Genomic DNA, 7,476 nt, shown 5'->3' on the forward strand with positions numbered 1-7,476 from the left:
GATGTTACATTATTTTAGATTTAAAAAAGATGGCAATTGCACTAAAATTTTGTTGCGAAAAAAGAAAACGATTTTTGACAAGCCAAAAGAAACTTACATTTCAAAAAAAAGCGATATTTTAATCACTGGAATAAATGCTTCTGGTAAATCCAAACGCCTCAATTCTTTTTTACAAAATGCTAAGGATCTTTGGAAAAAAGAACATGTTATTTTTTTTCATGCAACCGATAGTCTTTCTGAAATTTTTCATCGAAATTTAGACAACGATGATGAGACTAAACGTCTTATTTATGGTGAAAACGCCAATTTAAATTTAGAAAATTTGGACACTTCGAAAAATTATTTAAAAATAATTGCACTTGTGGAAAAGTCTAAAAATTCTACACTAATCATCGATGATTTAGACAAACTTAACGGCAAAAAGCTTGAGATGGCAAAAGAGCTTTTGAGAAACTGCAAACGCTTTATCGCGACTGCAAAAGATGAAATTTCTATTAACAAAACAATTGGCGGAATTTTAAAATCACGCCGAAAAAAATTAGAGATCGTTTCTTTGAGTTCGAAAGCTTCCATCGATGCAACAAATGCTCTTTTAGTTCTTTTTGTTTTAGCGCTTTTTGCAACTGGACTGTATGAACTAGCTTTGCTTGTTACCGCTGGAAGAATAGCTATGCGTGGAATGCAAAAATGAAATTGAAAATTTTAATTTTAGTCCTTTGGCTCATGCCTCTTTTTGGTGATTACAACGCATCTAAAATCACGAAAGAAGATTTAGAAAATTTAGCAAAAATGGACGCATCGATTTATGAAAAAAGCACGGCACGCCAAAGGCTTAGTGTTGATCAAATTGTAAATTTAATTTGGGTTAATCGTGCTATAAAAATTGAACCGCTTTTAGAACGCTTTAACCTTAGCGTCTCTGGCTTCGCTGGTGAAAAGTCTAAAATTTCATATTATGAAAGTCCGGACAAATATGAAAAGTTACGACCTTATGCTTACATTGGACTACAAGCAGAATTTAAAATTATCGATGCAAAAGAAGCGAGAATGAAAAAAGATGAAATTAGAAAGCAAAGGCACGAAATCGCTAAATTTGTACGCAATTTTTTTGCTAAAAAAATTGAAATTTCGCATCTCAACAATGAAATTTTAATCCTGCAAGAAAAAGAAAATCGGCTAAAGATCCGTGTCAATGAAGCGGTGGCGAACTTTGATGAACGCTTGAAAAATTTAGAAACCCTGCATACAAAAACCGCGAAGCTTGATCTAGCTGAACTTGAGCTTAGCGAACTTAAATTTAATTTGCTTGATTTTGTAAAAGATGATTTCAAGCCAAATTTAGAAAGGCTTTTGAAATGACTTGGAAAAGCCATCTAGCTATTGGCACCGCGATTTCTTTGCCTTTTTCGCCTTTTGGAACGCCTTTAGCCATGCTTGGAAGCACCGCACCTGATTGGATTGAATGGATTTTAAAATTTTTCGGAATTCACGTTAAGCACCGCGGCGAAACCCATTTTTTAATCATTCCGCTTTCAATCATTATCATTTCTTTTGTGATTGATTTTAATAACTTTCTTTTTTGGTTTGGAATGGGATACTTGAGTCACTGGATTGCTGATTCGCTCACAATTTCTGGTGTTCCTATTTCGCCTTTAGATAAAAATAAATTTACTCTTTTTGGTGGAAAGATTAAAACAGGTGAGCCTTTGGAATTTATCCTTGCTTTTGGACTTTTAGCGATTTCGCTTTTAATCGCAAAACCTTCGGTTGATTTTTTCATACGAGATCAGCCAAGCTATTTTAACGTTTTTTACATGAATTACAAAGAATTGAATGAGAAAAAAATTATTGACAATAAAGAATATCTTGAGAAAAGGTTTAAATTTTTTTGATGAAAAGTTTTGTGAGATTTGAATTTGTATTTACAATTTTGATAATCACTTTTTTCTATTTTCTTTTCAAAATTAGCCAAATTTTGCTTTAAAACTTTTTTGAAGGGTTTTATACCTTTTTTTAAAAAAAAACGATTTTAGACGTGTTTCTGAGCTTTTATGAGCTATTTATAACTCATTCTTATCAGTTTAGCAAATCGCACCTGTTAAGGTGCAATGATTTGCGATAATCGGGGTGCGGGGGCGTGAAGTTAGCCTAGAGCTAACGAACGGACAAGCCCCCGCCCTAATGTATCATCGAAACTTTTTTTGTTTTCTCGCGCGCGTACGCGTACGCGAATTTTTATATTTTTTATATATTTTTATATATTTTTAGGGGGCTTTCTAGCTATTGTAAAATAGGGATTTGCGAGGGTATTAAAGGGTAAAATTTAAACTATTAAAGGGTAAAATTTAAACTATTAAAGGGTAAAATTTAAACTATTAAAGGGTAAAATTTAAACTATTAAAGGGTAAAATTTAAACTATTAAAGGGTAAAATTATATTGACAAATACCAAAAAATAAAATATAATAAAAAATCCGCCTTGAGTTTTCACTCTTGGCGGAAATTCAAAATCAAGGCTTAACTATGAAGCGACATAGTAAGCGTTTTGTGAGATTATATCTAAATTTTAGGTTTTTTAAACTTAAAATTGAAGTATTTTTCTAGCGAAACCGCAGGGGCAGTAAAGCCCCTCGCCTTGATTAGCTATTTTAAGGTCTAAAAATGAGCGACATAGTTAAATATCATAACGATTTTAATAAAATAAAATTACCTAGCTTTACAGAAATCGAACAAGATTTATTGTGTGGTTTAATGGTAAAACTTAAAGAAGAAAAAGGCAAAGTAACATTCTATCCTTGGGACTTAAGAAACATTCTCAAAAGTAGTTATGATAATAATAGTTTAATGGAATTTGTGTCTTCTCTAAAAAGGAAATTTTTTAAAGCTGACTTTACAATAATTGAAAAAACAACTAGGGGAGAAAAAGAAGTTGAAGCACACAAGACAATAAACCTTTTTACAGAATTTGCAATTTATGTTTATGAAAGCTCAAAAGATTTAGAGAGTATAGAAATACAAGTTAATCCACGCTTTGAATATATTTTAAATCAGCTTACAGCTAATTTCACAGCTTTTGAGCTTAGCGAGTTTGTAAGCCTTAGTGGCAAATACACAAAAACACTTTATCGCCTTCTAAAGCAATACAGAACCACAGGCAAAGCTTATTTTGAATGGGAAGAATTTTGTAGGATTATGGATATACCTGAAAATAAAACGACTGGAGATATAGACAAATTTATTTTAAAACCAGCCCTTAAAGAGCTTACCAAAGAACGCAATCTTTTTGATCAAATCAGAGTGCCTTTTAAAAATCTTGCTTATGAAAAAGAAAAACAAAAAGGCACAAGGGGCAGAGGGGGTAAGGTTATCGGCATAACCTTTACTTTTAAACCTGAAAATATCCAAATGCAAAAGCTAGAACATGAAAGTCAAAAAATAATGAGCGATGAGCAAAAATATTTAAAGATTTTAAACAATATGAAACTTAATCAAGTTAGATTTGATTATAATAACAAGCTTTGGCAATTTAACGATTTTGATTTTGATGAATTTAAAATTATTGCGGTAGAGCTTCAAAGAGATGAATACGAGAATTTAAACTTTGGAAATCATATGCACTTTAATGCTAAAAATCAAGAGCAATTTTTTAACATGGTTGATACTTTCAGAAAAAGGATTAGATGATTAAAATTTTTTTGTTTTTTTTTGCATGGCGTAAGCGCAAAAAAAAATCATGCAAAAAAACCTACCTTCGCGTCTTTTTTCGCGACGCTAGGAGCCGAAAAAAACCCTTTTGCGAAGCTACTGCACGGAATTTTTCGTGCGTCCGCGAAGCAAAAAAGATCAAAAGAAAAAAGCGTTACCGAACAAATAAAAGCCTAAATTTAGCTTTTGGCTAAAAGCTAAATTCTTTAGGCTTTCACATTGTAATAAAAAGAGCTTTGCGTTTTTTCGCGTGAGGTGTAGCGATTTGTCTCGCGGAACCGTACCGAAAAAAGCAAAGAAGCTCCCGCGATGCAATATAGGCACGAAATCGCTAAAATTTAAACTGCGATGAGTGCCATACCGAAAGAAAAGAAAGACAAGACAAAACTAAAATTTAAAATGAAATTTAATCGCTGGGGAACTCCATTGCTGAAAAAGATTGCAACGCGGGGAGCTTTATTATTAGGAACACTCGGAGCTTCTGTATTTTGGTTATGCTATCCTGGAATTTACATTGCTAAATTTAGATTAAAATTAAAACTTAGATTAAACTTAAAATTATAATTTTTTTCTTGAATTTAATTAAAAATAATTATAACAACAGGGCGCCCTTTTTTGTGAAATTTTCTTTTCGAGAACTGATTTTAACATAACTTTAAAATTAAAATATAAGGGGGTAAATTTGATTTTTTTTGTTCTTTTCATCAGAAAAGAAATTTTTTATCTTTTTTCGATAAAATGTTTTTATGAATTTTGCATATCTTAGAATTTCGACGGACGGAAAAAAGCAAAAGAACTCTTTTGAAATGCAACTAAAAGCGATTGAAACTAAATTTACGATCGACGAAATTGTGAAAGAAACGATAAGCGGCTCTGCTGAATTTAGCAAAAGAACGGCTTTAATTAAAATGCTTGAACGCTTGAAAAATGGTGATAATGTAATAATTTTTAGGCTTGATAGACTTTCAAGAGATTTGCTAAAATCAGGCTGGATCAAATACGAAATTTTAAGACGTGGGGCGAATTTGATTAGCCTTGATAACAAAGGTGATGATATTAATGAAAATTTGAAATTTCAAATACTAAGTGTTTTTGCGAACTACGAAAAAGAATTAATACGCTTTCGGATCAAAAATACATTAAATTTAAAAAAAGGGCGTGGCGAAGCTTTGGGCGGAAAACATCCGCCATTTGGATTTGAATTTAAATTTGAAAATGGCGTTAAAAAGCTTAAAGAACTGCACCACGAGCAACTTTTAATTAAAAGAATTTGCAAACTTCGAAAAAAACCGATTAAAGATATAGTTAAAATTGTAAATTTAGAAAGTGATAGAAAGTTAAGTTATAAGTTGGTACAAAGTATTTTAAAACGCTATTAATTCATTATTGGGGGGGGGGGGGAGATGTTACATTATTTTAGATTTAAAAAAGATGGCAATTGCACTAAAATTTTGTTGCGAAAAAAGAAAACGATTTTTGACAAGCCAAAAGAAACTTACATTTCAAAAAAAAGCGATATTTTAATCACTGGAATAAATGCTTCTGGTAAATCCAAACGCCTCAATTCTTTTTTACAAAATGCTAAGGATCTTTGGAAAAAAGAACATGTTATTTTTTTTCATGCAACCGATAGTCTTTCTGAAATTTTTCATCGAAATTTAGACAACGATGATGAGACTAAACGTCTTATTTATGGTGAAAACGCCAATTTAAATTTAGAAAATTTGGACACTTCGAAAAATTATTTAAAAATAATTGCACTTGTGGAAAAGTCTAAAAATTCTACACTAATCATCGATGATTTAGACAAACTTAACGGCAAAAAGCTTGAGATGGCAAAAGAGCTTTTGAGAAACTGCAAACGCTTTATCGCGACTGCAAAAGATGAAATTTCTATTAACAAAACAATTGGCGGAATTTTAAAATCACGCCGAAAAAAATTAGAGATCGTTTCTTTGAGTTCGAAAGCTTCCATCGATGCAACAAATGCTCTTTTAGTTCTTTTTGTTTTAGCGCTTTTTGCAACTGGACTGTATGAACTAGCTTTGCTTGTTACCGCTGGAAGAATAGCTATGCGTGGAATGCAAAAATGAAATTGAAAATTTTAATTTTAGTCCTTTGGCTCATGCCTCTTTTTGGTGATTACAACGCATCTAAAATCACGAAAGAAGATTTAGAAAATTTAGCAAAAATGGACGCATCGATTTATGAAAAAAGCACGGCACGCCAAAGGCTTAGTGTTGATCAAATTGTAAATTTAATTTGGGTTAATCGTGCTATAAAAATTGAACCGCTTTTAGAACGCTTTAACCTTAGCGTCTCTGGCTTCGCTGGTGAAAAGTCTAAAATTTCATATTATGAAAGTCCGGACAAATATGAAAAGTTACGACCTTATGCTTACATTGGACTACAAGCAGAATTTAAAATTATCGATGCAAAAGAAGCGAGAATGAAAAAAGATGAAATTAGAAAGCAAAGGCACGAAATCGCTAAATTTGTACGCAATTTTTTTGCTAAAAAAATTGAAATTTCGCATCTCAACAATGAAATTTTAATCCTGCAAGAAAAAGAAAATCGGCTAAAGATCCGTGTCAATGAAGCGGTGGCGAACTTTGATGAACGCTTGAAAAATTTAGAAACCCTGCATACAAAAACCGCGAAGCTTGATCTAGCTGAACTTGAGCTTAGCGAACTTAAATTTAATTTGCTTGATTTTGTAAAAGATGATTTCAAGCCAAATTTAGAAAGGCTTTTGAAATGACTTGGAAAAGCCATCTAGCTATTGGCACCGCGATTTCTTTGCCTTTTTCGCCTTTTGGAACGCCTTTAGCCATGCTTGGAAGCACCGCACCTGATTGGATTGAATGGATTTTAAAATTTTTCGGAATTCACGTTAAGCACCGCGGCGAAACCCATTTTTTAATCATTCCGCTTTCAATCATTATCATTTCTTTTGTGATTGATTTTAATAACTTTCTTTTTTGGTTTGGAATGGGATACTTGAGTCACTGGATTGCTGATTCGCTCACAATTTCTGGTGTTCCTATTTCGCCTTTAGATAAAAATAAATTTACTCTTTTTGGTGGAAAGATTAAAACAGGTGAGCCTTTGGAATTTATCCTTGCTTTTGGACTTTTAGCGATTTCGCTTTTAATCGCAAAACCTTCGGTTGATTTTTTCATACGAGATCAGCCAAGCTATTTTAACGTTTTTTACATGAATTACAAAGAATTGAATGAGAAAAAAATTATTGACAATAAAGAATATCTTGAGAAAAGGTTTAAATTTTTTTGATGAAAAGTTTTGTGAGATTTGAATTTGTATTTACAATTTTGATAATCACTTTTTTCTATTTTCTTTTCAAAATTAGCCAAATTTTGCTTTAAAACTTTTTTGAAGGGTTTTATACCTTTTTTTAAAAAAAAACGATTTTAGACGTGTTTCTGAGCTTTTATGAGCTATTTATAACTCATTCTTATCAGTTTAGCAAATCGCACCTGTTAAGGTGCAATGATTTGCGATAATCGGGGTGCGGGGGCGTGAAGTTAGCCTAGAGCTAACGAACGGACAAGCCCCCGCCCTAATGTATCATCGAAACTTTTTTTGTTTTCTCGCGCGCGTACGCGTACGCGAATTTTTATATTTTTTATATATTTTTATATATTTTTAGGGGGCTTTCTAGCTATTGTAAAATAGGGATTTGCGAGGGTATTAAAGGGTAAAATTTAAACTATTAAAGGGTAAAATTTAAACTATTAAAGGGTAAAATTTA

General features: G+C 32.1%; 8 protein-coding genes. All 8 read left to right on the forward strand.

All coding sequences use genetic code 11. From position 1 onward, the window contains the following. Window positions 1-691, forward strand: a 691-nt coding sequence (locus tag BGS43_RS09855; RefSeq protein WP_057038799.1) for a hypothetical protein, incomplete at its 5' end; no start/stop codon positions are given. Further along, window positions 688-1,359 carry a hypothetical protein gene (locus BGS43_RS05040; protein WP_096569078.1) on the forward strand — a complete coding sequence of 224 codons (672 nt, stop codon included), beginning with the start codon at window positions 688-690 and terminating at the stop codon, window positions 1,357-1,359. The genes BGS43_RS09855 and BGS43_RS05040, both read left to right, overlap by 4 nt. Continuing rightward, complete coding sequence (locus BGS43_RS05045; protein WP_011666298.1) at window positions 1,356-1,892, forward strand: metal-dependent hydrolase; 537 nt, start codon at window positions 1,356-1,358, stop codon at window positions 1,890-1,892. The genes BGS43_RS05040 and BGS43_RS05045 overlap by 4 nt, the downstream gene beginning before the upstream one ends. A gap of 768 nt (window positions 1,893-2,660) precedes the next feature. After that, the gene (locus BGS43_RS05050) at window positions 2,661-3,683 is read left to right on the forward strand and encodes a replication initiation protein (RefSeq protein ID WP_057038802.1); all 1,023 of its coding nucleotides are present in this window, start codon (window positions 2,661-2,663) and stop codon (window positions 3,681-3,683) included. A gap of 767 nt (window positions 3,684-4,450) precedes the next feature. After that, entirely contained in the window at window positions 4,451-5,083 is a 633-nt protein-coding gene (locus BGS43_RS05065; protein ID WP_096569088.1) for a recombinase family protein, read from the forward strand. Between the two features lie 24 nt (window positions 5,084-5,107). Then, window positions 5,108-5,797, forward strand: a complete 690-nt coding sequence (locus BGS43_RS05070) for a hypothetical protein (protein ID WP_057038799.1) — start codon at window positions 5,108-5,110, stop codon at window positions 5,795-5,797. Continuing rightward, window positions 5,794-6,465 (forward strand): hypothetical protein, encoded by a 672-nt coding sequence (locus BGS43_RS05075; RefSeq protein WP_096569078.1) that lies wholly within the window; start codon window positions 5,794-5,796, stop codon window positions 6,463-6,465. Before BGS43_RS05070 ends, BGS43_RS05075 begins: the two co-directional genes overlap by 4 nt. After that, a complete protein-coding gene (locus tag BGS43_RS05080; protein WP_011666298.1) occupies window positions 6,462-6,998 on the forward strand; it encodes a metal-dependent hydrolase in 537 nt (178 codons plus the stop codon). The genes BGS43_RS05075 and BGS43_RS05080 overlap by 4 nt, the downstream gene beginning before the upstream one ends. Window positions 6,999-7,476: the final 478 nt, after the last annotated feature.

Origin of the sequence: Campylobacter sp. 110, assembly GCF_002383965.1 — a bacterium.
In the GTDB taxonomy this organism is placed as follows: Bacteria; Campylobacterota; Campylobacteria; order Campylobacterales; family Campylobacteraceae; genus Campylobacter_D; species Campylobacter_D coli.